Origin of the sequence: Agromyces sp. Root1464 (assembly GCF_001427265.1) — a bacterium.
In the GTDB taxonomy this organism is placed as follows: Bacteria; Actinomycetota; Actinomycetes; order Actinomycetales; family Microbacteriaceae; genus Agromyces; species Agromyces fucosus.
Map to the genome: position 1 here is coordinate 310,339 of NZ_LMFU01000002.1, position 24,276 is coordinate 334,614.

Here is a 24,276-nt window from a genome sequence, read left to right on the forward strand (position 1 = left end):
CGTGCCGATGATCCACCTGAACCGACGACTGCAGTGCCTGCTTGACGTACTACGGCACACATAGTACGTTCAGGGTGGTATCGCCACGAAGTTCGAATGGAGGTCAGCATGATCAGCGCCGATGCGATCCGCGGCTACGTCGACCTCATGGTGCTCTCACTGCTGCGCCAGCGGCCGTCGTACGCCTATGAACTCGCGCAGCAGATCCACGCCGTGACGGGTACCGAGTACACGATCAAGCAGACCACCCTCTACACGGCGGTCAAGCGGCTCGAGGGGGCGAACCTCGTCACCTCGTACGCCGGCGCTTCGGCGTCGGGCAAGCCGCGCACCTACTACCAGATCACCGCGAACGGGCTCGAGCACCTCGAGCAGAAGGTCGCCGAATGGCACGACACGAAATCGGTCGTCGACCGGTTCATCGAAGGAGTCGAAGCATGAACGTCATCACCGCCTATCTCGAGACGATGTTCAGCGCCTATCCGCACAACCCGCGCATGCTCGAGGCAAAGGCCGAACTGCACGCCATGATGGAAGACGCCTACACGGGCTACCTCGCCGCGGGGCTGAGCGAGAACGAGGCCGTCGGCCGGGTCATCACCGAATTCGGCAACCTCGACGAGCTCGCGCCGCAGCTTGGCATCTCGGCCGAAATCGCGCCGGGGTCGTCCTCGACCGCACCCGTCCTGTCGACCACGACGGTGCCCCCGGCGTACGCCGGCTCCGACACTGCGAGGCGCCCTGCGCCGGCGCCTGTCACTCGCGACGAGGCTGAGCGGTACGGCGACGTGCGCCGCCGCACCGAACCCCGGCTCGCGTTGGCCGTGGCGATGTTCGTCGTCTCGCCCGCAGCGCTCGTCGCGCTCGTGACGCTCAGCTCCGGCGGAGCGATCGGGCTCGGCCAGGATCCTGCCGTGCTGATCGGACTCGCGTGCCTGCTCGTCGTCGTCGTGACTGGTGTGCTCATGGTCGTGCGTCGTGACCAGGAGCTTGCCCCGTTCCGTCGCCTCGCCGCGGGAGAGTTCACGAGGACTCCCGGCGTCGATCGGTGGGCAGACGAACTCGCTGCGGAGGTCGCTCCCAGACGGGCGACTGCGCTGCAGGTCGCCATCGGGCTCTGGATCCTCGCCGCATCCCCGGTGCTCGCGATGAGCCTGCTCGCTCCGCCCGCGGTGACGAACAGCTGGATCGGCGTCGCCGTCGCCGGCACGCTCGTCATGGTCGCGACGGGGCTCGTCGTCTTCATCCCCACCAACTGGGCGCAGTCGGTCGCCGAAACCCTGACGAAGACCGATAGTGACGGGTACGCCAGCGACGAACGGCGCAGCATCGTTGGCGTGATCGCCGCGTTCTACTGGCCGCTCGTGGTCGCGATCTTCCTCGCCTGGAGCTTCATCGGCAGCGCCTGGGGCATCTCGTGGGTGATCTGGCCGATCGCTGCCGTGCTGTTCGGCGCCCTCGCCTCCGGGCTGAGCGCGGTCGAGCGGTACCGCGCCGCCCAATGAAAGCGGGCACGGGGGCCCGTTCCCGCCGCATCGTCACGCCACGCCGTCACCTCTCCGTGCAACCTTGAGGCTGCCGCCCGTCGACGATCCTTCTCCACGGTTGGCGTCTCGACTCCCCCGCCGTCCGTTCCTGCTCAGGCATCGTCTGCCTCAGGCGTGAGACGTTCGGTCGGGCCATCCCCGAAGACTGAGTAGAGGTCCAAGCGAACGCCCATACGCTGGATCGAGACCAACGGATGCCTCGGAGGCGACTGACTCCGAGGCATCCGCCCTGCACCGGCTCGAGAGGCACTCCCCCGTGACGATGAAGAACAGCACGAAGATCCAGCTCGCGGTGATCGGAGGGCTCGTGGTCGCCGCCGTAGGGATCGTCTTCGCGGTCACCGCGAACCAGGCTCCTGATGCGGCGCCCGGCGCCGCAGCTTCGACGCCTCCGCCCGTCGTCGCCGAGAACAGCCACCGACTCGACGTCGCCGAGGGAAGCGCGGTGACGTTCACCGAGTTCCTCGACTTCGAGTGCGAGGTGTGCGCTGCGGCGTACCCCTTCGTCGAGGAGCTCCGCGCCGACTACGCCGGCGAGGTGACCTTCGTGACGCGGTACTTCCCGATGCCGGGGCACACGAACTCGCGAACTGCTGCGATCGCCGTCGAGGCTGCGGCTCAGCAGGGTGAGTTCGAGGCGATGTACGACCGCATGTTCGAGACGCAGGCCGAGTGGGGTGCGCAGCAGGTGTCGAAGGCAGACGTCTTCCGCGGGTATGCCGACGACCTCGGGCTCGACATGGCGGCCTACGACGAAGCGGTCGCCGATCCCGCCACCGAGGCGCGAGTGCAGTTCGACTTCGATGCCGCCGTCGCGCTCGGCGCGCAGGGCACCCCGACGATCTTCATCAACGAGGAGCTCGTGCCCCTCACCTCCCCCGACGACATTCGCGCCGCCCTCGAGCGAGCGGTCGCGACGTCGAAGTAGCCGACTCGAGCGTGCAGTTCAGGTGAGCGCCTCCACGATCGACCGCTCGCCGGGGATCCCCGCTTCGACGACAACGGGCTGATCGGACCCCGACCGCCATTCCCTGAACCTCCGGAATGCCAGCGGCAGTCCCTCGGCGTTGGATGGGTCGACGCGGTCCATCACCTGCAGGTGCACATGGGGCTCGGTGGAATTCCCTGAGTTGCCGCACTCCCCGATCGTCTGCCCCGCCGCGACGCGGTCGCCGACGGCGACAGGGATCGAACCCGGACGCAGGTGCGCGAGCGAGACGAACGCATCTCCGCCGCGGAGCGCGATGGTCACGGTGTTGCCAGCGATCGCGTGCACTCCCTGCCGGAGTCGCCCGGCCTGGCCCAGCGCATACGGCACGAGGGCGAGCTGGGAACGGCGGCCCTCGTGGTCGGGCTCGCCGTCGTGTAAGTCGACGACGACGCCGTCGGCCGGCGCGAGGATGGCGCGTCCGAACCCGAGGAATCGTTCAGGCGGTTCGGTCGTCAGGACGGTTCGCCAGTCGCGTTGCTCCGAAGTGCGGCGTCGCCGGTCGACCGCGACGAAGTCGATCGCGTACCGCTCACCGAAGAGGTCGACCCCGTGGCTCGGCACGCGCCGAGCAGGGCTGTTCTGGGCCATCCAGAGGCCCGTGAACGGGAGGTGCAACAGCTCTGCCGTCATGCTCCGATACTGTCAGCCCTGTTCTCGCAGGCGTCGGATCCAACGAATTCGGCCATCTACACCACCACATGGTCACCCCGCGACATCCGAAGACTCGCGCATTCACATCCGACACTCAGGCGATCGACGGCCATAACCTGACCCTGCACGGCACCCGCCGCCAGAAAGGACACAACCATGTCTACGTCGCAACCCACCGGGGTCTTCGCGTCATTCTCGCTCGACGCATCGTCACTGACGAAGTCGGCGATCAACACCATCCGCGCGACGCTCGGCATCAGCGGCGCCGTCGCACTCATCTTCGGCCTCCTCATCACGTTCTGGCCGAAGAACTCGGCCATCGTGATCACGGTGCTGTTCGGCATCTACTTCCTGATCGCCGGCATCGCCTACCTCGGCCTCGGCATCTTCTCGAAGGGCATCTCGGGCGGCGCACGCACGCTCGACATCATCCTCGGACTACTGTTCGTCGTCGGTGGCATCATCGTGCTCGCCAACCCGAGCGAGTCCGCCGTCTTCTTCGGCATCTTCCTCGGCATTCTCGTCGGCATCCTCTGGATCATCGAGGGGATCGTCGCGTTGGCGCAGTCGAGCGACGCGGGCTCGCGAGGATGGGCGATCTTCTTCGGAATCCTGAGCATCGTGGCGGGTATCGTGGTGCTGTTCTCGCCGCTGTGGGGAATCGCCATCCTCTTCGTCATCGCGGGCATCAGCCTCATCATCCTCGGCATCGTGCAGATCGTGCGCGCGTTCACCTTCGGACGCGGCGTCACGCCGGCCGCGGAGTAGTCCCGACGAACGACGAAAGCCCGCCGAAGCAGTCTGCTTCGGCGGGCTTTCCGCTGTCTCGGCCGAGCCGGGACGACGTTTCAATTGATCAGGCGTCGCCCTCGCGCGCGAAGCCCGACGTGTCGCCGACGTAGCGCGTGTGCTCAGCGGGCACCGGCTCGACCGCGGCCGAAGCGACCTCTGCGGCGAACTCGGCGACGTTGAAGAGGCGACCGGCGTCCTGCTTGCGGGCCTCGATCGCTCCGGGGTTCGCGCGCTCGAGGAGGGTCGCCGTGATGGTGCCCTCGATCATGTCGCCCGAGACGACGACGAACTCGAACCCGGCGGCCTCGAGTTCGGGGAGCTTCGCACGGAGCGCGTCTTCGCCGGCGCGCTTCGAGAGGGCCACGGCCTCGTACTCGGGCATGGTCGGCGTCGTGCGGATGAAGTGCGCCTGGTGGCTCGTGACGAAGACGATGCGGGCGCCTGGCGCGAGGTGCGGGAGCGCGCCCTCGACGACGTTGACCTGCGCGTCGCGGTTCAAGCGCATCGCGTAGTCCTCGCCCATGCCGGTCTCCATGCCGCCGGAGGCATTCAGCACGAGGACGTCGATGGGTCCGAGCTCAGCAGCGGCACGCTCGAACATCGAGGCGACGGAGGACGCGTCGGTGAGGTCCGCCCCGACGGCGACGGCGGTGCCACCGGCCTCGGTGATCTCGGCGACGACCTTCTCGGCGCGGGGGGCCTTGCTGCGGTAGTTGATGACGACGGATGCCCCGGCACCCGCGAGGTAGCGGGCGGTGTCGGCACCGATTCCACGCGAAGAGCCGGTGACGAGGGCGACGCGGCCGTCCAACGATCCGGGGGCGAGCGGGTTGGTCACAGTGGAACTCCTCGATGCTTGACGGACGTGGTCCGCAGGGAACAGGCGAACCGAGACTATCAAGTCCACAGGCACGGCCCACTGGGTCGACCGCCCTGATAGTTTCAGTAGAAGGCCGTGCGAAGGAGAACGAATTGGATGTGCTGACCCAGTACGCGTGGATCGTGTGGCTCGTGTTGATCCTGGCGTTCGCCACGATCGAGGTCTTCACACTCGAGATGACGTTCCTGATGCTCGCGCTCGGCAGCGTCGCCGGTCTGCTGTCGGGTCTGTTCGGCATCCCGTGGTGGGCGCAGTTCATCATCGCCGCGCTCGTCGCGGTCGCACTGATCCTGCTGCTGCGGCCACCGCTCCTGCGGATGCTCCGGCGCGGCGGTGATCCGACGCGCAGCAACATCGACGCGCTCATCGGCGCCGACGGCCAGGTCGTGCGCACCGTCACCTCCGCGGGTGGCCAGGTGCGCCTGCAGAACGGCGACGTGTGGACGGCCCGACTGTCGCCCATCACCGAGCAAGCGGATGTCGCGGTCGGCGAGCGTGTGCTCGTGACCGGTATCGACGGAGCGACGGCGGTCGTCGTTCCGGTGGAGAGGAGCACTGGGGTTTGATGGAAGTTTCCGGCATCATCGCGACGGTCGTCGTCGTCGCGATCGTCATCTTCGTCATCGTCGTATTGGCGAAGTCGATCCGAATCATCCCCCAGGCGTACTCGGGCGTGGTCGAACGGCTCGGGCGCTATCACAAGACCCTCAGCCCGGGACTGAACATCCTCGTGCCGTTCATCGATCGCCTGCGGCCGCTCGTCGACATGCGCGAGACCGTGGTCTCCTTCCCGCCGCAGCCGGTCATCACCGAAGACAACCTCGTCGTCTCGATCGACACGGTCGTCTACTTCCAGGTGACCGACGCCCGTGCCGCCACGTACGAGATCGCGAACTACCTCGGCGCGGTCGAGCAGCTGACGACCACGACACTGCGAAACGTGGTCGGCGGCCTGAACCTCGAAGAGGCGCTCACCTCGCGCGACAACATCAACGGCCAGCTGCGCATCGTGCTCGACGAGGCCACGGGCAAATGGGGCATCCGCGTCGGACGCGTCGAGCTCAAGGCGATCGACCCGCCCCACTCCATCCAGGACTCCATGGAGAAGCAGATGCGCGCCGAGCGCGACCGGCGTGCACTCATCCTCACCGCCGAGGGCACCAAGCAGTCCGCCATCCTCACCGCGGAGGGTGCCCGACAGGCGGCCATCCTCGAGGCCGAGGGCGACGCCAAGGCCGCGGTGCTCCGCGCCCAGGGCGAGGCCGAGGCGATCCTCACCGTCTTCGACGCCATCCACAAGGGCGATCCCGACCCGAAGCTGCTCGGCTACCAGTATCTGCAGATGCTCCCCCAGATCGCGCAGGGCGAGTCGAACAAGCTCTGGATCGTGCCGAGCGAACTCACCGAGGCGCTGAAGGGCATCGGCAAGGCCTTCACGCCCACCGCTCCCCCGCAGGCACCGGAGGCCCCCGGGGCTTCCGGCCAGCGGTTCTGACGGCAGGTCCGTGGCCACCACCTATTTCGAGCCGGCGAGGCCGCGAGTGCTCGCGCACCGCGGCCTCGCCCTCGAAGCACCTGAGAACACTCTCCTCGCCTTCGCGAAGGCCGTCGCGATCGGAGCGGAGTACGTCGAGACCGACGTGCACCTGACCGCCGACGGCGTCGCCGTCGTGGCCCACGACCCCACGCTCGCGCGCGTCGCCGACCGCGACGTCGAGGTCTCGAAGCTCACGATGGCGGAACTGCGACGCATCGACCTCGGCCACGGTCAAGGATTCTGCTCGCTCGAGGAGTCACTCGCTGCGTTCCCCGACACCCGATTCAACATCGACGTGAAGATCGAGAGCGCCGTCGAGGCGACCGTCGCCTCGGTGGCGAAGCTCCGGGCCGGGTCGCGCGTGCTGCTCACGAGCTTCTCCGAGGGCAGGCGTCGGCGACTCGCGGCGTATGTGCTCGACGCGGCGACCTCGGTCGGCGGCGCCGGAGTCATCCGAACCCGCCTCGCTTCGCTGACGGGTTCGACCCGAGCCGTGAGCCGCGCGCTTCGCGGCGCGCACGCCCTGCAGGTGCCCGAGCGGATCGGCGTGCTCCCGCTCGTCACCGAACGCTTCGTCGCCGCCGCTCATCGCGCCGGCGCCGAGGTGCATGTCTGGACCGTCAACGACCCCGCCGACATGACACGACTGCTCGACCTCGGCGTCGACGGCCTCGTGACCGATCGCGCCGACCTCGCTCTCCCCCTCATCCTCGCTCGAAACTGAGAATTCCCCGGTAAACCTCAGGGTCCGGAAAGGGAACGCCCAGCTTGATCGTTTAGACATAGAGACGAGCGAGAGGAGTACGCCATGGCGGACAGGAGCCTTCGAGGCATGCGCATCGGCGCACAGAGCCTGCAGAGTGAAGACGGTGTGGTGTTCGCCGACCGTGCGGAATACACCTATCGCTGCGAGACCTGCGGGCGCGAGACCGTGATGACGTTCTCGACCGAGGCCGAGCTGCCCGAGTCGTGGGAATGCAAGCACTGCGGAGCATCCGCTGTGCTGCTCGTCGACTCGAAGCCGGTCGAGATCGACCGCTCGGGCGAGAAGGTCGCCCGCACGCACTGGGACATGCTGCTCGAACGACGCACACGTGCCGAGCTCGAGGAGCTGCTCGAGGAGCGTCTCAGCTACCTGCGGGCCCGTCGCGGCCAGCAGAAGATCGGCGCCTAGGCCGAATCGGTTCCGACGGCTTCGTCGCCGCCCAGGTCGCGAGACCGACGGCGTGCGATGAAACCGGCGGCGATGAGTGCTGCCAGCGACCCCAGCACGATCACGTTCGGCACGCTCGAACCGAGCGCGACCGACGGCGTCAGTCCGTCGCGCAACTCGACATCGGTGACCATCGCACCCGGTTCATAGGCCGGCAGCGAATCGATCGTGCGACCCGACGGGTCGATCACCTGGCTCGTGCCCACTGTCGAGATGTTCACGACCGAGCGACCGGTCTCGATCGCGCGGAGCCGCGCAATGGCGAGCTGCTGCTCGTTCTCGTCGGTGCCGCGGAAGTCGGCGTTGTTCGTCTGGAACATGTAGAGCTGCGCACCGTCGCGTGCGCCCTCCCAGACGAGGTCGTCGTAGATGACGTCGAAGCAGATCGCGAGCCCGGTGACGGCCTTGCCGAGATCGAACACGGGCGCATTGGTGCCCGGGGTGTATCCACGCTGCACGAGACCGATCAGGTCGGGCGCGAGCGAGTACCAGAAGTCGCGGTCGGGGATGTACTCGCCGAAGGGCACCGGATGCCGCTTGTCGTAGAGATCGACGGCCCCCTCCCCTGCGCGCCACAGCATCGACGTGTTGAAGTACTCGTCGTCGCGATTCGTCACGGTGTTGAGTACGAGGGGCGCGTCGAGGTCTTCGCTCAGCCGATCGAAGATGCGCGCGACCGAATCGCTGCGGGTCGGGTCGATGTCGGAGCCGCCCTCGGGCCAGAGCAGCACGTCGATGCCCGGCTCGTCGAGGATCGGTTCCGTCGCCGCGAGCTGCGCGGCGAGCACGTCGCCCGGTTCGCGCTCGTCGAAGTACCCGGACGGCCCGTTGCCCTGCACGCTCGCGACCCGGAGCTCACCCGCCGGCGTGGTCTGCCACGCGGGAACGAGCATCGCGACGGCCACGAGCGCGGCGACGGGCAGGGCTGAGACCGGCCGCCGCCACCCGGTGAGCCGAACCCATTCGATGACTCCGGCCACGATGGCGACCATGACGAAGCTCAAGCCCGTCGAACCCGCCCACGAGACGACCTCGGCGAACGGGCTCTGCGACTGGCTGAGCGCGGCCCGCCCCCAGGGGAAGCCTCCGTACGGGATGCTGCCGGTGGCGGCCTCGCGCACGCACCAGAGGCCCGCGACGAGCAGCGGCAGTGCGATCAGCCGGACCCACCGGGAGCTGCTCACCAGCGGTATCCACCGGTAGGCGAGCGTGATGAGCACGCCGCCGGCCGACACGAAGAGCGACTCGAGGATCGAGAGCGCGAGCCACGGCACCGGCCCGAGGTAGAGCGAGGTCCACGAGACCTGCAGCAGGTAGAAGGAGAGCCCGAACACGAGCCCCACGAGGGCCGCCCCCCACGCCGATCGCCCGACCAGGCTGACGAGGGCGAGCGCGATGCCGACGAACGCGAGCGGCCAGATGCTCGCACCCGGGAAGCCGAGGTCGTAGGCGAACCCGCCGGCCGCGGCGGCCAGCACCGCGCCCCAGAGCGGCAGAAGGGGGCGGTGGACGTTCTCGGGCACCCGATCAGCCTAAGCGACCGCGGCGGCCGCTCACGCGGGTGCGCCGTAGGCCACGACCCCGCGCCGCACGGCATCGATCGCGGATCGCGCCGTCGCCCCCAGCTCGGCATCGGCGACGATCGAGATCTGGTCGAGCAGGTCGACCACCTGCTTCGAGAGACGCACGAAGTCGCCGGCCGCGAGCTCGGTGTCGGCCAGCACCGTTCCGAGACCCGTGCCGCGCGCCCACGAGTGCATCGCCGAGGCCAGCGCAGGCGACGGCACCTCACTGCCGGGCAGCCGATGATCGCGCTCGACGTCGTCGAGCACCGCCCAGGTGTCGGTGGTGCGCTCGAAGGCTTCTCGGAAGCGGCCGCGCGGGAGCCGGTACTCGACGTTGCTGTCGTCTCGACGCGGCTCGTAGACGAGCGCTGCCGCCATCGCGGCGATGCCGGCCTCGTCGAGACCATCCCAGATTCCACGACGCAGGCATTCGGCCACGAGCAGGTCGCGTTCGCCGTAGATGCGCTTCAGGATGCGGCCCGAGGTGGTGGAGACGAGGGCACCGGATGCGTCGCGGTCGAGATAGCCGAGCGACTCGAGCACCTCGGTGACCCGGTCGAACCGCTTCGCGACCTGACCGGTGCGGGTCCTGATCTGCCGGGAGAGCTGCTCGTGCTCCGTCTTCAACCGCCACCAGCGCTCGGCCCAGCGGGCGTGCGACTCGCGCTCGGCGCACCCGTGGCAGGGGTGCGCCCGCATCGCCTTGCGCGCCGCCGTGAGCTCGCGCTGCATCCGTTCGCGCTGCGCATGCGTGGGATTGCCCTTCGATGATTGGCGCTCGATCTCGCCGATGCGGCGCCGGAGCGTTGCGTACTCCCCGAAGTCCCCCAGGTGGCAGCGCATGGCCTGCTCGAACCCCGCCATCGACTCCTCCTGCTTGCGCAGGGTGCGCGCGAGGTCGACGACGGCCCGGTCGGCCTGGAACTGCGCGAACGAGAGTTCGAGGATCTGACGGGTGCGCTCGCGACCGAACTGGTCGATGAGGTTGACCGCCATGTTGTAGGTGGGCCGGAAGCTCGAATTGAGCGGATAGCTGCGGCGGGAGGCGAGCGACGCGACGGCCTCGGGGTCGAGCCCGTCGACCCATTGGATGACCGAATGGCCCTCGACGTCGATGCCGCGGCGACCGGCACGGCCCGTCAGCTGGGTGTACTCCCCCGGCGTGATGGGCACCCGCGCCTCGCCGTTGAACTTCTCGAGCTTCTCGAGCACCACGGAGCGCGCCGGCATGTTGACGCCGAGCGCGAGCGTCTCGGTCGCGAAGACGACCTTCAGCAGCTTCAGCTGGAAGAGCTCCTCGACGATCTCCTTGAACGCGGGCAGCATGCCGGCGTGGTGGGCGGCCACCCCGCGCTCGAGCCCCTCGAGCCACTCCCAGTACCCGAGCACCGCGAGATCCTCATCGCGCAGCATGCGGGCACGCGACTCGACGATCTCCCGGATCTCGGAGCGTTCAGCCGCTTCGGTGAGCCGGATGCCGCTGCGCAGCACCTGACGCACCGCCTGATCACACCCGGCACGCGAGAAGATGAACACGATCGCCGGCAGCAGGTTCTTGCCCTGCAGCATCGCGACGACTTCGGGACGATCGGCCCGGCCGTTGCCGACGCGCGCGTCGCGGTGATAGCGACCCCGGTCGCCGCCCCGCTGCCCGCGGGTGGATCGGCTCGAGATCGAGCGACCGCCCGCGCGGGCGAGCTGCTTCAGTTCCGGGTTCACGCGATTCGTGGAGGCCTGCCCCGACGAGTCGAAGAGGTCGAGCATCTTCGACTTCACGATGACGTGCTGCTCGAGGGGCACCGGCCGCTCCTCGGAGACGATGACGTCGGTGTCGCCGCGCACCGCCTGCAACCAGTCGCCGAACTCCTCGGCGTTCGAGACGGTAGCCGAGAGCGAGACGAGTCGCACCGCTTCGGGGAGGTGGATGATGACCTCCTCCCAGACGGCGCCGCGGAATCGGTCGGCGAGGTAGTGCACCTCGTCCATGACGACATACGCGAGCCGGTCGAGGAGCGGCGAGTCCGCGTAGAGCATGTTGCGGAGCACCTCGGTCGTCATCACGACGATGCGCGCGCCCGAGTTGACGTTCGTGTCGCCGGTGAGGAGGCCGACGGACTCCGCACCCCAGACCTCGACGAACTCCTGGTACTTCTGGTTCGAGAGCGCCTTGATCGGGGTCGTGTAGAAGACCTTCGCACCCTGTTCCTGCATGGCGAGGAACACGGCGAACTCCGCGACCACGGTCTTGCCCGCCCCCGTCGGCGCGGCGACGAGGACGCTGCGTCCTTCGTCGAGCGCACCGCAGGCGGCGAGCTGGAACGGGTCGAGGTCGAATCGCTGGCCCGCGACGAAGTCGGCGAGACGCGGCTGGCGGCGCTGCTGGCGAGAGAGCGCGTAACGCTCGGCGGGCGAGAGGCTCATCACCCCTCCAGCCTAGACAGGCTCCCCGAATTCGAGGAGGTTGCGGCGCGCGACACGGCGATCATGCAGGTGCGCGATGAACCAGGCGGCGAAGTAGAGCACGATCATCGGGATCGCCAGCATGAACATCGAGACGACATCGGCCGACGGCGTCGCGATCGCGGTGAACAGCACGATCACGAGGATCGCCACCCGCCACGACTTGATGATCGCCGCCGCGCTGATCACGCCTGCGAAGTTCAACAGCACGATGAACACCGGCACGACGAACGCGATGCCGATCGCGACGACGAGCTTCAGCACGAAGTCGTAGTACTCCTTCGCCGTGAGCAACGACTCGGCGCCATCGGGAACGAAGCTCATCATGAGCTTCACGATGTTCGGCAGCACGAACCATCCGGCCGCGCAGCCCGCGAAGAACAGCGGAATCGCGCTCGCGAAGAAGGCGAGCGAGAACCGTCGCTCCTTCTTGTTCAGTCCAGGCACCAGGAACGCGAAGATCTGGTAGAGCCAGACCGGACTCGACAGCACGATCCCGAGGGTGAACGCGACCTGCAACCGCAGGTCGAACGCACTCGAGATGGTCGGGAAGATGACTGCAGCGTCATTGCCCTGCGCCTCGGCGACCCGTGTCACCGGCTCCTGAATCGCGTCCCAGATGAACGCATCGGTCAGCCACCACCCGAGGGCGGTGCCGACGACGATTGCGATCGCCGAGATGAAGAGGCGTTTGCGGAGCTCGATCAAGTGCTGACCGAGCGACATCCGCTTCTCGCGGTCCTTCTCGCCGCGATCTTTCACCGCGGTCACCGTGGTCAGGAGTTCTTGCCGGAATCCGGGCCGTCGGCCTTGGGCGTCTCGTCGCCACTCGCGTCGGGATCGGTCTTGTCGGAACGAACCTCGGTCTTGAGGATCTTCATCGACTGGCCGAGGCTACGGGCGAGCGCGGGAAGCTTGGGAGCTCCGAAGAGCAACAGGATGACCACGAGGATGATCAGCGCGTGCCAACCAGTGAAGCCTTGCCACATGGGGGTTCGTCCGTTTCGTCAGTGAGGGTGACGACAGTCTACCTGTCGTCGATGTCAGGCTGTTGCCGCCCGACATCGGAGGGAACAGCTTCAGCGTAGCCTGCGAGGCCCGCCGACGCCCACTCGGCGACGACGGCGCGTGCTTCTGCCGGCGCCACGACGGTCACGAGGCCGGGAAGTCCGGCCACGAGTCGCTTGAGCCCGTGCACGTGCGCAAGTCGCAATGTGACGCGCAGTCGCCCGTCGACCTGCTCGGTGCGGGAGTCGGCGAGGTAGTCGGCGAGCAACGGCAGTGTCTCGGGCGCGACATCGACGACTACGTCGAGATCCGAGTCGGAACCCTGGAACAGGGTGTCGGGCACCGTTCGGTCGGAGTGGTCTTCGATCGGGGCGTCGGAGACGAGCAGCTCGCTCATGCGGTCGACGCGGAAGTTGCGCACGTCTTCGCGCGTGTGGCAGTAGGCCTGCAGATACCAGTCGGCGTCCTGCGACAGGATGCGGAGCGGGTCGACCCGGCGCCGGCCCGCGACGCCGAGGGCGTTGCGGTAGTCGAACTCGAGCTGGCGACCACCCGTGACCGCCTCGCGGATGCGGGCCAGCGAGGCATCCGCTTCGGATTCGGCGACGGCGAGCCGACTGGGTGCTGCGGATGCCCCGGCCGTGAGCTTGCCCATGAGCGCGGCGAGCGAGGCCCGTCCGGCGTTCTCGGGCGAGGCCGAGAGGTACTGCAGCCCGGCGATGAGGGCTGCCGCCTCGCGAGCGGAGAGCCGCGGCGCATCGTCGATCGCGACGTGGTGCACGATGACGATCACGTCTTCTTCTTCGAAGGAGTCCCAGTCGATGTCGAACAGGTCGTTCGGCTGGTAGGTGCCGGTCTCCCCGGGCAGGCCCGAGGTCGCGATGAGTCGCACGGCGTGCCTGATCTCGTCTTCGGAGAGCCCGAAATGAGTGGCGGCCTCGGCCACGTCGACGACGCGCTGTTCGAGCAGGTACGGCACGAACGAGAGCAGGAAGACGAGCTTGTCGGGCGCCTTCAACGGCTTCGGCCGCTTGGCCATCATCGGTCTCCCCCATCGGTGGCATCGTCCGCGTCGCGATGCGCGGCGGCAACGGCGCGCAGCCGGTCGCGGACGGCATCTCGCAGCGACGCCGGTGACAGCACTCGGACCTCGGGACCGTAGGCGGCGAGTTCGTCGGCGAAGACGGCGGCGTCCGTGTAGTGCAGGCGGATGACCCCGGCGTCCTCGTCGCCCTCGATCGCGCGCTTGCCGAGCCGCACCTCGGCATCGCTGCCGCCGGTCACCGCCAGATCGGCGACGTTGCGCTGGTGCAGCTCCTGCAGCTCGGCGATGATGCGGTCCTGCACGCCGAGCGGCGGAGCATCGAAACTCGACCCGGGCACGGGCGTGACCTCGCCGATGATGCGCGAGAGCAGGAAGGTGCGGGAAGCCGCCGCATCGTGGTCGTACGCGTGGAGGTGCCACCGGCCGTCGTGCAGCACCACGGCGAGCGGATCGACCGTGCGACGGCGCGGCTCGGGCTCACCGGGCTTGAAGTAGCGGAACCGCACCGACTGGCGACGATCGAGCGCCTGCCGCAGCGGTTCGAATGCGGTGTCGCGCACTCGCAGTCGCGGGGCGTAGCCGATCACCGGTTCGCGTGGCTCGATGCCGAGCGAACGGAGCTTCGTGAGTGCGCGCTGCGAGTCGGCCGAGAGCGAGGCCTCGCGCCAGACCTCGGCGGCGAGACCGAGCAGGGCGAGCTCGTCGGGCGTGAATCGCACGTCGGCGGGCAGGTCGTACTGCCCTTTGGGGATGCGGTAGCGCAGCGCCTGGTTGTCGCCCGGACGGTCGGGCGACTCCACGGTCTCGAGCGGGATACCGAGTTCGCGGATATCGTCTTTGTCGCGCTCGAACTGGCGCTCGAGATTCGCATTCTGACCAGCGGAATCGAATCGCTCGGCATAGCCGCGCACCGTCGAGAGGATCTCGGACTTCAAGAGGCCCGTCTCAGTCGCGAGCAGAGCCAGGACGAGGCTGAACAGGCGATCCTCGACCGGGATCTTCGACTCGCCCTTGTTCACTCCGCCGCTCGCCACAGGTGCGATCTTACTGAACCGCGGTGACGGCGAGGGCCGCCGCGACTGGCTCAGATCACGCCCAGGATGTCGATCACGAAGAACAGGGTCGAGTTCGGCGGGATGTTCTCGCTCCCCTGGTCGCCATAGCCGTCACTCGGCGGAATCACGACCGCGACCTGCGAGCCGACCTTCTGTCCGATGATCGCCTCAGAGAAGCCCGGGATGACCTGGCTGTCGGCGCCGTCGGAGACGGTCATGATCGCAGGTGCGCCCTTCTCCCAGCTCGAGTCGAAGACCTTGCTGTCAGCCCAGGTCACGCCCGTGTAGTGCACGACGACGGTGTCGCCGGACTCGACGACCTGACCCGAACCCTCCTTGAGGACCTCGACCTCGGTGGTCTCGAACGGGTCGGCCTTCGGTACCGTGATGCCGGGGCGGCCGTCGGGTGCCAGGACCACGGCCGGGAAGCCGTCGCGACTGAGGCGCACTGCACCGTCGGCGCGAGCCGGGAAGGCGCGCTGGATGTCGAGGACGAACACCAGGCTGTCGCCGGGCTCGATGCCGAGGGACTGGTTGCCGTTCGGGCCGAATCCGTCCTTCTCGGGAACGACGACGGCCACCCGCGACCCGACGGAACCGCACGAGAGGCCCTTGTTGAGACCGGGAAGCGTGTTCTCGGAGATCGCGAGCGGCACGGGGTCGCCCGTCTCGCCGCCGAAGCCGGTGACCTGCAGCTCTTCGCCCGTGGCTCCGTTGTACACGGCGAGCCCGACGAGGCTCTGCTGCCCGTCGACGAGACGCTCGCCGTCACCGGCGATGACCTCGGTGCACTGGGTCTCTTCGGGAGCGAGCGGCGAGGGGAACTCGACGCGGGGCGTGTCGCCGAAGTCGCCCTTCACCTCGACCGCGTTGGAGGAATCACCGGACCCCGCTTCGGGAGCGGGCGCCGAAGCGCACCCCGACAGGGTCAGGGCGATGATGCCGGCCGTGGCGATGAGCGCGAATGACGAGCGCACTGATCCTCGATTCTTGGGTGATCGGTGAGGGGCGATGAAAGCCTACCCGCCCAGACCGGCGGGGTTCGTCTCGGGCGATTCGGGGTCGGACGGGTCGGCGACGCCGTTCGCTTCGGTCACGGCGGACTCGTCGCCTGCGCGCGAACGGGTGGCTGCGGCATCCGCCTGCCTGACGCGCTTGCGCAGGCTCTTGTCGCTCACGTTGCGCTCGCCGAGCGCGCCGGGGGTCCAGGCCTCGAAGTCTTCATCACTGAACTCCGTCTTCGACGGGCGGCGCTTCAGCTCGGGCAGGATCGTGTCGGGTGCGAGGCGTCGAGCGGTGATGAGGAAGCCGGTGTGCGCGATCATGCGGTGATCGGGCCGCACCGCGAGACCCTGCACGTGCCAGCCGCGCACCATCGTCTCGGACGACTGCGGCTCGGTGTACTCCCCCGTCGCGCGGATCGCCTCGGCGACGCGCGAGAGCTGAGTGGCCGTGGCGATGTAGCAGAGCAGCACGCCGCCGGGCTTCAGCGCCGCGGAGACCGACGGGAGGCACTCCCACGGCGCGAGCATGTCGAGCACCACGCGGTCGACGGATGCCTCGTCGACCGTCTCGGGCAGCACCTCTGCCAGGTCGCCGAGCGTGATCGACCAGTTCTCGGGGTCGGCGCCGTGGAAGGTGGCGACGTTGGCCCGGGCCACGCTCGCGAAGTCGTCGCGCCGCTCGAAGGAGAACAAGTGGCCGGCAGGGCCGATGGCGCGGAGCAGCCAGAGCGAGAGTGCACCGGACCCGACGCCGGCCTCGACGACGCGGGCGCCCGGGAAGATGTCGGCCTGCGCGAGGATCTGCGCGGCGTCCTTCGGGTAGACGATCGCGGCGCCGCGCGGCATCGACATGACGAAGTCGGTGAGGAGCGGACGAAGCGCCAGGTACTCGACGCCGGCCTGGTTCGCGACGACGGAGCCGTCGGGCCGGCCGATGAGGTCATCGTGCGCGAGCAGGCCCTTGTGCGAGTGGAAGTGCTGACCCGGCTGGAGCGTGATCGTGTGGAGCCGGCCTTTGGGACCGGTCAGCTGCACGCGGTCGCCCACGCGGAACGGACCGCTCTGCTCGCCCCTGCTCTCGATCATGCCGTGACCTCGCGAATCTGCAGAAGTGCTGCGACGTCGTCGACGCCCGTGCCGTCGAGCGTCGGCCACAGCGCGCCGGCGGGAAGTCCGTCGAGCGGGATGAGGTTCGGCACGGCGAGGGCGAACGCCCCGGAAGCATGTGCGGAAGCGAGCCCCGGGGGCGAATCCTCGATGGCGACGCACTCGGCGATGTCGACGCCGAGTTCGGCCGCAGCCGTGAGATACGGCTCGGGGTGCGGCTTCGCGTTCTCGACGCTGTCACCCGAGACGATCACGTCGAAGGCCTCGAACGGGATGGCGGCGACGATGTCATCGGCCATCGAGCGGATCGACATGGTCACGAGCGCGGTGGGCACGGATGCCTCGCGCAGCGCCTCCAGCAGCTCGCGGGCGCCGGGCCGCCACGGAACGCCGTGCGCCTCGAGCTGCTCGCGCACGCGGTTCGTGAGGCGCGCGACGATGGCGTCGGCCTCGAGCGCGACGCCCCGCAGTTGGAAGAACTCCGCCGCCTCCCAGAGGCCGCTGCCGACGAGTTCGAGGGCGTCGTCGTGGCTCCACGGGAGGCCGAAGGACTCCATCATCTCCGTCTCGGCGGCCATCCAGTACTGCTCGGTGTCGACAAGGGTGCCGTCCATGTCCCAGAGGACTGCGGCGGGGAGGCGAGTGGTCACAACCGACAAGTCTACGGGCACGGCCTATTGTGGAGGTGAACCCGGAGATCCGGGGCGGAAAGCGGGGCACCAGGAGTGAATCAGCCGGCCGGTTTCGAGGGCGGAAGGCTGCTCGTCGTCGCATTCGAGGGATGGAACGACGCCGGAGAGGCGGCGACCGGGGCGGCCAAGCTCCTCGTCGAGCGCCTCGGCCTCGTCGAGATCGCCGCAGTCGATCCCGAGTTGTACTTCGACTACCAGTTCACGCGCCCGACGATCGTGCTCGGCGACGACGGGACACGTCGCCTCGAGTGGCCGGGCGCAGCGATCATGGGCCCCGGCGGGCTGCCCGCATCAGAAGAAGACGATGACCGGGTGACCGGCCCGGGCGCCGAGGCGCTGCACGTGCTGCTCGGCGCCGAGCCCGCCCGCAGCTGGAAGGGATTCGCCGCCGAGCTCATCGACGCGGCCCTCGCCGCCGACATCGAGGGCATCGTGCTGCTCGGCGCGATGCTCGCGGACGCGCCGCACACGCGGCCGCTCTCGGTCTTCGCCTCGAGCGAGAACCCCGAGGTGCGTTCAGCGCTCGGCGTCGAGCGTTCGACCTACGAGGGCCCCGTCGGCATCCTCAGCGTCATCGCCGATCAGGCCGAACGCGCCGGCATCCCGACCGTCTCGCTCTGGGCGTCGGTGCCGCACTACGTGCACAACGCCCCGTCGCCGAAGGCGGTGCTCGCCCTCCTCGGCAAGGTCGAGGAGCTCACCGGGCTCTCCATCCCCCGCGGCAGCCTCGAGGTCGACGCGAAGGCGTGGGAGGCGGGGGTCGACGCCCTCGCCGCCGACGACGACGAGATGGCCGGCTACATCACGCAGCTCGAACAGGCGCGCGACGCCGTCGACGCCCCCGAGGCGAGCGGCGAGGCCATCGCGCAGGAGTTCGAGCGCTACCTCCGTCGCCGCGGCGAGGAGCCCGGGGGCCGCGCCGACGGTCGGGGCGACGGCCCGCGCTGATCCGCCGCCGGCGGCCTGCTCCGAACTAGCATTGGGGCATGGAACAGCGTCGGGCTGTGCATGTGGTCACCGGGGCCTCGGGCGGTGTCGGGCGCAGCATCGCCGAGGCGCTCCTTCGGACCGGCGCCGGTGTGGTCGTGGTCGACATCCGATCCGCGGGATGGCTCGACGAGATCGCCGAGGGCACGGTGGTCGTGGGCGACGCCGGAGATGCCGCGGTGCTGTCGGCCGCGATCGAGCGGGCACGAGAGTTCGGCGAACTCACGGGATGGGTCAACAACGCGGCCGTCTTCCGAGATGCCTGGCTGCATGAGGCGGGCAGTGAGGTCGTGCTCGACATCGTCGACGCCATCCTGAGGCCGACCGTGGCCGGCGCAGCGGCCGCCATCGGGGAATTCGTCCGGACCGGCGTCGCCGGGTCCGTCGTGAACGTGTCCTCGCACCAGGCGCAGCGCGCGGTTCGGGGCGCACTGCCCTACTCCGTGGCGAAAGCGGCGCTCGAGGGGCTGACGCGCGCCCTGGCGGTCGACTACGGGCCGCATGGCATCCGCACCAATGCGGTCGCCCTGGGCTCCATCGTGACCGATCGCTACTCGCGGCAGCTGGAAGGCCTCGATGTCACCTCTCGTGCAGCCTTCGAGCGGCAGATCACGCACCTGCATCCGCTCGGCCGTCCCGGTGAGCCCGGAGAGGTCGCGGATGTCGTGACGTTCCTGCTCTCCGACGCTGCATCGTTCATCAACGGCGCCGTTCTCCCGGTCGACGGCGGCCGTGCCGCGCAAGGGCTCGACCCCGAGGAACGCTGAGCATGGCGTCGACCCGGAGTCAGGCGCTCAGCACTCCCGTGCCGAGGAGCACGAAGATCGTCGTGCCGAGCAGCACCCGGTAGATCACGAACGGCAGGAAGCTGCGCTTCGAGATGTAGCTCATGAAGAACGCGATCACGAGCAGCGCGACGACGAATGCGACGAGCGTCGCAGCAGCGGTCTCGATCGGGCCGTACACGGTGGGCTCGTCGAGGCTCTTGAACAGCTGGAAGAACCCGCTGCCGAAGACCGCCGGGATCGCGAGGAGGAAGGCGTAGCGCGCGGCGGCCGCCCGCTCGTAGCCGAGGAAGAGCCCCATCGTGATGGTGCCGCCCGAACGGGACACGCCCGGGATCAGCGCCAGCGACTGCGCGAGGCCGAAGAAGATGCCGTGCGGCACCGTGAGCTCGTCGAGCTTGCGGCGCTTGGCGCCCGCCCAGTCGGCGAGGCCGAGGATGAGGCCGAAGACGATGAGCATCGTCGCGACGATCCAGAGGGAGCGCAGGCTCGTCTCGATCTGGTCCTGGAAGACGATGCCGAGCACCACGATCGGCACCGAGCCGATGATGATGAGCCAGCCCATGCGGGCATCGGGGTCGTTCCGCGGCACACGGCCGGTGAACGAACCGAACCAGTGCGAGATGATGCGCACGATGTCGCGCCAGAAGAACACCACGACCGCGGCCTCGGTGCCGAGCTGCGTGATCGCCGTGAACGCGGCGCCCGGGTCCTGGGCTCCGGGCAGGAACTCCCCGAGGATGCGCAGGTGAGCGCTCGAGGAGATCGGCAGGAACTCGGTGAGGCCTTGGACGAGGCCGAGGATGAGCGCTTCGATCACGTTGGTGCATCCGCCTTCCGCCTCCGCGGAAGCTGGAGGGCTGAGTTCGGTCGGTAGTCGAGAAGGGTCGGTCAGTAGTCGAGGAGGAGGTCGCGCAAGACCTGCCTCCCGAAGACTAATGCGTCGAGTGGCACCCGCTCGTCCACGCCGTGGAACATCGCCGGGAAGTCCAAGCCTTCTGGCAGCTTCAGGGGCGCGAAGCCGTATCCGGCGATGCCCAGCCGGCTGAGCGCCTTGTTGTCGGTGCCGCCCGAGAGCAGGTAGGGGAAGACCGGGGCGCCGGGATCGTGCACCCCGAGCGTGCGCTTCACCGCATCGACGAGGGCACCGGATGTCGCGGCCTCGAGCCCCACATCGCGGTGCACGATCTCGACCTCGACCTCGTCGCCGACGAGCGCACGCACCTCGGCGAGCACCGCCTCCTCCTCGCCGGGCAGGGTGCGGATGTCGACGAGCGCTTCGGCCCGATCGGGGATCACGTTGTGCTTGTAGCCCGCCGTGAGGAGCGTGGGGTTCGTCGTCGTGCGGAGGGTCGCGGTGATGAAGCCCGATGCCGATCCCGTGGCGAGGGCCAGCTCGTCGGGCGAGACCTGCTCGGGGTCGACACCGAGCACGCCCGCGATCTCGCCGAGGAGCTCGCGGGTGGTGTTGGTGAGGCGTACGGGCCACTCGGTGCGGCCGAGGGTCGCGATCGCCCCGGCGAGCTTCGTGATGGCGTTGTCGCGGATGAGTCGAGACCCGTGGGCGGCGGTGCCCTTCGCGACGAGGCGCACCCAGAGCAGCGACTTCTCACCGGTCTGCAGCAGGTAGGCGCGGCGTCCGCCGACCGTGATCGAGTAGCCGCCGACCTCGCTGATCGCCTCGGTGGCGCCCTCGAAGAGCTCGGGGTGGTGGTCGACGAGCCAGCCGGATCCCACGCCTCCCCCGGCCTCCTCGTCGGCGAAGAAGGCGATGACGAGGTCGCGCGCCGGCTGCGAGCCCGAGCCGATGATGTCGCCGAGGGCGGTCAGCATCATGGCGTCCATGTCCTTCATGTCGACCGCGCCGCGCCCCCACAGCATGCCGTCGCGCACCTCGCCCGCGAAGGGGTCGACGCTCCAGTTGCGCGCGTCGGCGGGCACGACGTCGAGGTGCCCGTGCACGACCAGTGCGGGCTTGGAGGAGTCTCGGCCGGGCACGCGTGCGACGACGCTCGTGCGTCGCGGCTCTGGCTCGAAGAGCTGCGGGGCGAGTCCGAGGGCGGCCAGGCGCGCCTCGACGTATTCGGCGGCCTCGCGCTCGCCGTTGGCCTTGCCCTCCCCGTAGTTCGAGGTGTCGAAGCGGATCAGGTCGCGTGCGACGATCGCCGTCTCATCGAGTTCTGCGTCGGAAGGGGTGCCGGTGGGTGACGGGGCCATGGCACTCACGCTAGCCGGGGCATCCGTGGTTGGCCACCGTGGTCGAAGGCACCTCTGAAACCGTGCTAATGTCTTCTCTCGGGCCACCGAGTGATCGGAACGGCCTGACACGAGCGCGGGTGGCGGAAATGGCAGACGCGCTAGCTTGAGGTGCTAGTGCCCTAACGGGCGTGGGGGTTCAAGTCCCCCCTCGCGCACGCTTGTGTCGAGAAGGCCGGATCAGTTTTCTGATCCGGCCTTTTCGCATTTCCGGGGCAATGCCACCGGGTCGTGCGAATTTCTTTTCCGCGATTTCTCCGGGCTCATCGGACGTCTGTCCCGAGGTCGTCGGATGTTCCGGACGGTCGGCACTCTCGACTTGCCGTATTCGAACATGTGTTCGAAACTGTGAGGGTGACCATGACCGCTCCCCTCGCTTCGCCCGATGCGCCATCGCGCGTCGAAGAGCTGCAGGCCCGCATCCGGGGCATGCAGGCGACGCGGCTCGATTCGAAAGCGGTGCCCACGCATCCGGCCTTCGAGCAGGTGCTGCCCGGCGGCAGCCTCCGCGAGGGCACGGTCGTCTCGGTCGAGGGGTCGACGACCCTGCTCATGGCGCTGCTCGCCGGCCCCTCGGCGAGCGGGCGGTGGGTCGCCGTCGCCGGCATGCCCGAATTCGGCGTCGAGGCCGCCTCGCGGTTCGGCATCGACCTCGAGCGGCTCGCGCTCGTGCCCGACCCCGGGCGGCAGTGGCTCGCCGTGGTCGCGGCGCTCGCCGACGTCATCCCCGTGGTCGCCGTGCGGCCGGTCGGCCGGGTCTCCTCCGCCGAGGCGTCGCGGCTGACGGCCCGCCTCAGGCAGCGCGGCACCGTGCTGCTCGTCGCCGGCCAATGGCCGGGCAGCGACGCGAGCCTCGGCGTCGAGACGAGCCGGTGGCACGGCCTCGAGCTCGGGCACGGGCACCTCAGCGATCGCGACGTCGTCGTCTCGGCGGGCGGGCGCGGGGAGTTCGGCCGCCGTGGCCGCTCCCGGCTCCAGCTGCCGGGACGCTCGCTCGAGTTCAGGGTCTCCGACGACGAGCCGGCGCAACTGGGCGAGCCGGTGCGCCTCGACGAGTACGTCCGGCGGGCCGTCTGATGGCGGTCGACCTCGTGCACGTCGATCCCACTCGCACGATCGTGCTCTGGTGCCCCGATTGGCCGGTGTTCGCCGCCTGCCGCGAATCGGGCCTCGATCCCGGCTCGCCCGTCGCCCTCACCGAGGGCGGGCAGATCTACGCCTGCTCGGCCGCAGCCCGCCGCGACGGCGTGGTGCGCGGTCTGAAGCTCCGCGAGGCGCAGTACCGCTCCCCCGGGCTCGCCTTGCTCGACTACGACGCCTCGCTCGACATGCGCGTCTTCGAGCCGGTCGTGCGACGGGTCGAAGAGACGGTGCCCGGGGTACAGCTCGTCCGCCCGGGCACGCTCGCCATGCGCGCCCGCGGCCCGGCACGCTACTACGGCGGTGAGGATGCCGCGGCGCGGGCGCTGCTCGACACCGTCGCCGCGCTCGACGTGGTGGGCGCGAGGGTCGGCGTGGCCGACGGTCCGTTCGCGGCCGAGCAGGCGGCACGGGCGGCGGGCGGCGAGGGCGGATCCCCCGTGGGCATCATCGCGCCCGGGGCATCCGCTGCCTTCATCGCGCCGCTGCCGGTGCGCCTCGTCGTCGACGCCCGCATCGGCACGCTGCTCAACCGCCTCGGGGTGCGCACGCTCGGCGAGTTCGCAGCCCTGCCCGAGGCGGACGTGCGTCGCCGGTTCGGCGCGGCGGGCGCCTTCGCGCACGATCGGGCCGCGGGGCGCGAGCAGGCGAGGGTGCTCGCCCGCACGCCGCCGCCCGAGTTCGAGGTCGCACAGGAGTTCGAGCCCCCGCTCGACCGCATCGACCAGCTCGCCTTCGCCTTCCGGCTCCGGGCAGACGGGTTCATCGAGCGCATGCGGGCGAAGCGGCTCGTGTGCACCGGCATCCGCGTCGAGATCGACGACGAGGCCGGCGGGCATTCCAGCCGCAGCTGGCTGCACCCCCGCTGGTTCACGCCCGCCGACGTCGTCGACCGCGTGCGCTGGCAGCTGCAGGGCGCGGGCACCGCCGACAGCGCGCTCACCCGCCCGATCGTGCGCCTGCGCGTCGTGCCCGAACGCATCGACTCGACCGGCAACCACGAAGAGGGGCTCTGGGGCGGCGGGCCCGACGAGCGCGTGCACCACGGCCTCACGCGCGTGCAGAGCATGCTCGGCCACGACGCCGTCGTCACGGCCGCGATCGGCGGGGGTCGCATGCTCGCCGACCGCCAGGTGCTCGTGCCCTGGGGCGATCGGGCGCCCGAACGCGCCGGTGAGGGTGCCGGTGCGGGTGCACCGTGGCCCGGCAGCCTGCCGGCGCTGGCCCCGGCGAGCGTGTTCCGCGAGCGGCTGCCGATCGGGCTGCTCGACGGCGGGGGCGCCGTCGTCACGATCGACGCACGCGGAGTGATCTCGGCCAAGCCCGAGCGGTTCGCGCTCGCAGGTGCTGAGCCTGCTCCCGTACGGGCCTGGGCCGGCCCCTGGCCCGTCGTCGAGCGATGGTGGGACGCCGAGCACGCGAGACGCGTGCACCGGTTCCAGATCGTCGACGACGACGGTTGCGCATGGCTGCTCGTGCGCGATGAAGCGGGTTGGTGGGCCGAGGCGAGGTACGACTGAGCCCCGGCTCGACGGAAGACGCAAGAGGAACGAGGGGGCGG

Annotated in this window: 25 protein-coding genes and 1 tRNA gene; 13 read left to right on the forward strand and 13 right to left on the reverse strand. The window is 69.2% G+C overall.

All coding sequences use genetic code 11. From position 1 onward, the window contains the following. Positions 1 to 108 precede the first annotated feature (108 nt). The 3 genes from ASD23_RS07285 to ASD23_RS07295 all read left to right on the forward strand — a co-directional run bounded on the left by ASD23_RS07285 (position 109) and on the right by ASD23_RS07295 (position 2,475). Positions 109 to 441 carry a PadR family transcriptional regulator gene (locus ASD23_RS07285; protein ID WP_056012701.1) on the forward strand — a complete coding sequence of 111 codons (333 nt, stop codon included), beginning with the start codon at positions 109 to 111 and terminating at the stop codon, positions 439 to 441. Beyond that, positions 438 to 1,505, forward strand: coding sequence for a permease prefix domain 1-containing protein (locus ASD23_RS07290; RefSeq protein ID WP_056008788.1), 1,068 nt, complete (start codon positions 438 to 440; stop codon positions 1,503 to 1,505). Before ASD23_RS07285 ends, ASD23_RS07290 begins: the two co-directional genes overlap by 4 nt. Before the next feature lie 304 nt (positions 1,506 to 1,809). Continuing rightward, positions 1,810 to 2,475, forward strand: a complete 666-nt coding sequence (locus tag ASD23_RS07295) for a DsbA family protein (protein WP_056012703.1) — start codon at positions 1,810 to 1,812, stop codon at positions 2,473 to 2,475. 18 nt (positions 2,476 to 2,493) lie between these two features. Here ASD23_RS07295 and ASD23_RS07300 read toward each other — a convergent pair whose 3' ends face one another. Next, positions 2,494 to 3,168 (reverse strand): M23 family metallopeptidase, encoded by a 675-nt coding sequence (locus ASD23_RS07300; RefSeq protein ID WP_056008791.1) that lies wholly within the window; start codon positions 3,166 to 3,168, stop codon positions 2,494 to 2,496. A 177-nt stretch (positions 3,169 to 3,345) separates the two neighbouring features. Here ASD23_RS07300 and ASD23_RS07305 point away from each other — a divergent pair, with 177 nt between their 5' ends. After that, the gene (locus tag ASD23_RS07305; protein ID WP_056008794.1) at positions 3,346 to 3,957 is read left to right on the forward strand and encodes an HdeD family acid-resistance protein; all 612 of its coding nucleotides are present in this window, start codon (positions 3,346 to 3,348) and stop codon (positions 3,955 to 3,957) included. Between the two features lie 88 nt (positions 3,958 to 4,045). Here ASD23_RS07305 and ASD23_RS07310 read toward each other — a convergent pair whose 3' ends face one another. Further along, entirely contained in the window at positions 4,046 to 4,819 is a 774-nt protein-coding gene (locus ASD23_RS07310) for an SDR family oxidoreductase (protein WP_056008797.1), read from the reverse strand. Between the two features lie 140 nt (positions 4,820 to 4,959). On the opposite strand from ASD23_RS07310, the gene ASD23_RS07315 reads away from it, so the two are divergent. The 4 genes from ASD23_RS07315 to ASD23_RS07330 all read left to right on the forward strand — a co-directional run bounded on the left by ASD23_RS07315 (position 4,960) and on the right by ASD23_RS07330 (position 7,572). Further along, positions 4,960 to 5,427 (forward strand): NfeD family protein, encoded by a 468-nt coding sequence (locus ASD23_RS07315; protein ID WP_235507770.1) that lies wholly within the window; start codon positions 4,960 to 4,962, stop codon positions 5,425 to 5,427. Further along, positions 5,427 to 6,356 carry an SPFH domain-containing protein gene (locus tag ASD23_RS07320; protein ID WP_056008803.1) on the forward strand — a complete coding sequence of 310 codons (930 nt, stop codon included), beginning with the start codon at positions 5,427 to 5,429 and terminating at the stop codon, positions 6,354 to 6,356. The genes ASD23_RS07315 and ASD23_RS07320 overlap by 1 nt, the downstream gene beginning before the upstream one ends. A gap of 10 nt (positions 6,357 to 6,366) precedes the next feature. Continuing rightward, positions 6,367 to 7,122: a glycerophosphodiester phosphodiesterase gene (locus tag ASD23_RS07325; protein ID WP_056008810.1), complete on the forward strand. Its 756-nt coding sequence runs from the start codon at positions 6,367 to 6,369 to the stop codon at positions 7,120 to 7,122. Between the two features lie 84 nt (positions 7,123 to 7,206). After that, positions 7,207 to 7,572, forward strand: a complete 366-nt coding sequence (locus tag ASD23_RS07330; protein WP_056008813.1) for an RNA polymerase-binding protein RbpA — start codon at positions 7,207 to 7,209, stop codon at positions 7,570 to 7,572. Here ASD23_RS07330 and lnt read toward each other — a convergent pair. From lnt to ASD23_RS07375, 9 genes are read right to left on the reverse strand one after another with little or no spacing between them, the layout of a single operon-like run. Then, positions 7,569 to 9,134 carry an apolipoprotein N-acyltransferase gene (lnt, locus tag ASD23_RS07335; protein ID WP_056008816.1) on the reverse strand — a complete coding sequence of 522 codons (1,566 nt, stop codon included), beginning with the start codon at positions 9,132 to 9,134 and terminating at the stop codon, positions 7,569 to 7,571. The two genes, ASD23_RS07330 and lnt, sit on opposite strands and share 4 nt — an antisense overlap. A gap of 30 nt (positions 9,135 to 9,164) precedes the next feature. Continuing rightward, on the reverse strand, positions 9,165 to 11,597 hold the full coding sequence (locus ASD23_RS07340; RefSeq protein ID WP_056008820.1) for a DEAD/DEAH box helicase: 2,433 nt from the start codon (positions 11,595 to 11,597) through the stop codon (positions 9,165 to 9,167). 12 nt (positions 11,598 to 11,609) lie between these two features. Continuing rightward, complete coding sequence (gene tatC / locus ASD23_RS07345) at positions 11,610 to 12,362, reverse strand: twin-arginine translocase subunit TatC (protein ID WP_056012707.1); 753 nt, start codon at positions 12,360 to 12,362, stop codon at positions 11,610 to 11,612. Between the two features lie 50 nt (positions 12,363 to 12,412). After that, on the reverse strand, positions 12,413 to 12,625 hold the full coding sequence (gene tatA, locus ASD23_RS07350; RefSeq protein ID WP_056008823.1) for a twin-arginine translocase TatA/TatE family subunit: 213 nt from the start codon (positions 12,623 to 12,625) through the stop codon (positions 12,413 to 12,415). 38 nt (positions 12,626 to 12,663) lie between these two features. Further along, the gene (locus tag ASD23_RS07355; RefSeq protein ID WP_056008826.1) at positions 12,664 to 13,683 is read right to left on the reverse strand and encodes a helix-turn-helix transcriptional regulator; all 1,020 of its coding nucleotides are present in this window, start codon (positions 13,681 to 13,683) and stop codon (positions 12,664 to 12,666) included. Continuing rightward, positions 13,683 to 14,723, reverse strand: coding sequence for a helix-turn-helix transcriptional regulator (locus tag ASD23_RS07360; RefSeq protein ID WP_235507677.1), 1,041 nt, complete (start codon positions 14,721 to 14,723; stop codon positions 13,683 to 13,685). The genes ASD23_RS07355 and ASD23_RS07360 overlap by 1 nt, the downstream gene beginning before the upstream one ends. 50 nt (positions 14,724 to 14,773) lie before the next feature. Then, positions 14,774 to 15,721, reverse strand: coding sequence for an FKBP-type peptidyl-prolyl cis-trans isomerase (locus ASD23_RS07365; protein ID WP_056008829.1), 948 nt, complete (start codon positions 15,719 to 15,721; stop codon positions 14,774 to 14,776). 42 nt (positions 15,722 to 15,763) lie between these two features. Further along, positions 15,764 to 16,834: a tRNA (adenine-N1)-methyltransferase gene (locus ASD23_RS07370; protein ID WP_056008833.1), complete on the reverse strand. Its 1,071-nt coding sequence runs from the start codon at positions 16,832 to 16,834 to the stop codon at positions 15,764 to 15,766. Next, complete coding sequence (locus ASD23_RS07375) at positions 16,831 to 17,505, reverse strand: HAD family hydrolase (RefSeq protein ID WP_056008837.1); 675 nt, start codon at positions 17,503 to 17,505, stop codon at positions 16,831 to 16,833. Before ASD23_RS07375 ends, ASD23_RS07370 begins: the two co-directional genes overlap by 4 nt. A gap of 75 nt (positions 17,506 to 17,580) precedes the next feature. On the opposite strand from ASD23_RS07375, the gene ASD23_RS07380 reads away from it, so the two are divergent. Both ASD23_RS07380 and ASD23_RS07385 read left to right on the forward strand, forming a co-directional pair. Next, on the forward strand, positions 17,581 to 18,495 hold the full coding sequence (locus ASD23_RS07380) for a PAC2 family protein (protein WP_056008840.1): 915 nt from the start codon (positions 17,581 to 17,583) through the stop codon (positions 18,493 to 18,495). Positions 18,496 to 18,533: 38 nt separating this feature from the next. Continuing rightward, complete coding sequence (locus ASD23_RS07385) at positions 18,534 to 19,301, forward strand: SDR family NAD(P)-dependent oxidoreductase (protein ID WP_056008843.1); 768 nt, start codon at positions 18,534 to 18,536, stop codon at positions 19,299 to 19,301. Between the two features lie 19 nt (positions 19,302 to 19,320). Here the strand turns inward: ASD23_RS07385 and ASD23_RS07390 are convergent, their stop codons facing one another. Further along, the gene (locus ASD23_RS07390) at positions 19,321 to 20,139 is read right to left on the reverse strand and encodes an undecaprenyl-diphosphate phosphatase (RefSeq protein WP_056008847.1); all 819 of its coding nucleotides are present in this window, start codon (positions 20,137 to 20,139) and stop codon (positions 19,321 to 19,323) included. 71 nt (positions 20,140 to 20,210) lie between these two features. After that, a complete protein-coding gene (locus ASD23_RS07395) occupies positions 20,211 to 21,536 on the reverse strand; it encodes a M20/M25/M40 family metallo-hydrolase (protein ID WP_056008850.1) in 1,326 nt (441 codons plus the stop codon). A 113-nt stretch (positions 21,537 to 21,649) separates the two neighbouring features. On the opposite strand from ASD23_RS07395, the gene ASD23_RS07400 reads away from it, so the two are divergent. The 3 genes from ASD23_RS07400 to ASD23_RS07410 all read left to right on the forward strand — a co-directional run bounded on the left by ASD23_RS07400 (position 21,650) and on the right by ASD23_RS07410 (position 24,235). Further along, positions 21,650 to 21,733: transfer RNA gene (locus ASD23_RS07400), tRNA-Leu, on the forward strand. A 202-nt stretch (positions 21,734 to 21,935) separates the two neighbouring features. After that, positions 21,936 to 22,652, forward strand: a complete 717-nt coding sequence (locus ASD23_RS07405) for a hypothetical protein (protein WP_157377038.1) — start codon at positions 21,936 to 21,938, stop codon at positions 22,650 to 22,652. Beyond that, positions 22,652 to 24,235 (forward strand): DNA polymerase Y family protein, encoded by a 1,584-nt coding sequence (locus ASD23_RS07410; protein ID WP_056008852.1) that lies wholly within the window; start codon positions 22,652 to 22,654, stop codon positions 24,233 to 24,235. Before ASD23_RS07405 ends, ASD23_RS07410 begins: the two co-directional genes overlap by 1 nt. Positions 24,236 to 24,276: the final 41 nt, after the last annotated feature.

Bases quoted from the DNA above. Each gene is read 5' to 3' on its own strand.
- ASD23_RS07285 (WP_056012701.1), top strand. From the start codon at position 109: ATGATCAGCGCCGATGCGATCCGCGGCTACGTCGACCTCATGGTGCTC.
- ASD23_RS07290 (WP_056008788.1), top strand. From the start codon at position 438: ATGAACGTCATCACCGCCTATCTCGAGACGATGTTCAGCGCCTATCCG.
- ASD23_RS07295 (WP_056012703.1), top strand. From the start codon at position 1,810: ATGAAGAACAGCACGAAGATCCAGCTCGCGGTGATCGGAGGGCTCGTG.
- ASD23_RS07300 (WP_056008791.1), bottom strand. From the start codon at position 3,168: ATGACGGCAGAGCTGTTGCACCTCCCGTTCACGGGCCTCTGGATGGCC.
- ASD23_RS07305 (WP_056008794.1), top strand. From the start codon at position 3,346: ATGTCTACGTCGCAACCCACCGGGGTCTTCGCGTCATTCTCGCTCGAC.
- ASD23_RS07320 (WP_056008803.1), top strand. From the start codon at position 5,427: ATGGAAGTTTCCGGCATCATCGCGACGGTCGTCGTCGTCGCGATCGTC.
- ASD23_RS07330 (WP_056008813.1), top strand. From the start codon at position 7,207: ATGGCGGACAGGAGCCTTCGAGGCATGCGCATCGGCGCACAGAGCCTG.
- ASD23_RS07340 (WP_056008820.1), bottom strand. From the start codon at position 11,597: ATGAGCCTCTCGCCCGCCGAGCGTTACGCGCTCTCTCGCCAGCAGCGC.
- tatC (WP_056012707.1), bottom strand. From the start codon at position 12,362: ATGTCGCTCGGTCAGCACTTGATCGAGCTCCGCAAACGCCTCTTCATC.
- tatA (WP_056008823.1), bottom strand. From the start codon at position 12,625: ATGTGGCAAGGCTTCACTGGTTGGCACGCGCTGATCATCCTCGTGGTC.
- ASD23_RS07355 (WP_056008826.1), bottom strand. From the start codon at position 13,683: ATGGCCAAGCGGCCGAAGCCGTTGAAGGCGCCCGACAAGCTCGTCTTC.
- ASD23_RS07370 (WP_056008833.1), bottom strand. From the start codon at position 16,834: ATGATCGAGAGCAGGGGCGAGCAGAGCGGTCCGTTCCGCGTGGGCGAC.
- ASD23_RS07385 (WP_056008843.1), top strand. From the start codon at position 18,534: ATGGAACAGCGTCGGGCTGTGCATGTGGTCACCGGGGCCTCGGGCGGT.
- ASD23_RS07395 (WP_056008850.1), bottom strand. From the start codon at position 21,536: ATGGCCCCGTCACCCACCGGCACCCCTTCCGACGCAGAACTCGATGAG.
- ASD23_RS07405 (WP_157377038.1), top strand. From the start codon at position 21,936: ATGACCGCTCCCCTCGCTTCGCCCGATGCGCCATCGCGCGTCGAAGAG.
- ASD23_RS07410 (WP_056008852.1), top strand. From the start codon at position 22,652: ATGGCGGTCGACCTCGTGCACGTCGATCCCACTCGCACGATCGTGCTC.